General features: G+C 41.4%; 1 protein-coding gene. It reads left to right on the top strand.

Translation table 11 applies throughout. The annotated features are described in order from the left end of the window. Positions 1 to 1,250, top strand: a 1,250-nt coding sequence (locus tag GMD4S_RS09040; protein WP_000618940.1) for an adhesin isopeptide-forming adherence domain-containing protein, incomplete at both ends; no start/stop codon positions are given.

Raw genomic sequence — 1,250 nt, 5'->3', positions numbered from 1 at the left:
AAAACTCCAGATCAACCGGAGCCATCAAAACCAGAAGAGCCAACATATGAGACAGAGAAACCATTGGAACCAGCTCCAGTAGCACCAAGCTATGAAAATGAGCCAACTCCACCGGTAAAAACTCCAGATCAACCAGAGCCATCAAAACCAGAAGAGCCAAATTATGATCCATTGCCAACTCCGCCGCTAGCACCAACTCCTAAGCACTTGCCAACACCACCAGCGGTGCCAACAGTTCACTTCCATTACAATCGTCTATTTGCACAACCTCAGATTAATAAAGAAATTAAAAATGAGGATGGAGTAGATATCGACCGTACTCTAGTTGCTAAGCAGTCTGTAGTGAAGTTTGAGTTGAAAACGGAAGCTTTAACTGCAGGGCGTCCAAAAACAACTTCGTTTGTATTGGTAGATCCACTTCCAACTGGCTATCAGTTTGATTTGGAAGCAACCAAGGCTGCAAGCAAAGGTTTTGAAACAAGCTATGACAAAGCTAGTCACACTGTAACCTTTAAGGCTACTGAGGAGACCTTGGCAGCTTTCAATGCAGATTTGACAAAATCCTTTGAGACTCTATATCCAACTGTTGTTGGTCGTGTCTTGAATGATGGGGCGACTTATACAAACAACTTTACATTGACAGTCAACGATGCCTACGGTGTCAAGTCAAACATTGTTCGTGTAACGACTCCAGGTAAACCAAATGATCCTGACAATCCAAATAACAACTACATCAAGCCTTTGAAAGTTAACAAGAACAAGCAAGGTGTGAATATTGATGGCAAAGAAGTTCTAGCTGGTTCAACGAACTACTATGAACTCACATGGGATTTGGACCAATACAAGGGAGATAAATCTTCTAAAGAAGCGATTCAAAATGGTTTCTACTATGTGGATGATTATCCAGAAGAAGCCTTAACCCTTCAACCAGAATTGGTTAAGATCCGTGATCTAGAGGGCAATCTTGTATCAGGTATCAGTGTTCAACAGTTTGATAGTTTAGAAGCTGCGCCTAAGAAGGTTCAAGATCTGTTGAAGAAAGCAAACATCACTGTTAAAGGTGCTTTCCAACTCTTCTCAGCTGATAATCCAGCCGAATTCTACAAGAACTATGTAGCAGCAGGAAAATCATTGCTCATCACAGATCCGATGACAGTTAAACCTGAATTTGGTCAAACGGGTGGTAAGTATGAAAACAAAGCCTACCAAATTGATTTTGGAAATGGCTATGCTACAGAAGTAGTTGTCAA

This window comes from Streptococcus sp. GMD4S (assembly GCF_000296955.1).
Note: the sequence above shows the minus strand (reverse complement) of the source record. Positions and strands in the feature narration are given on the sequence as shown.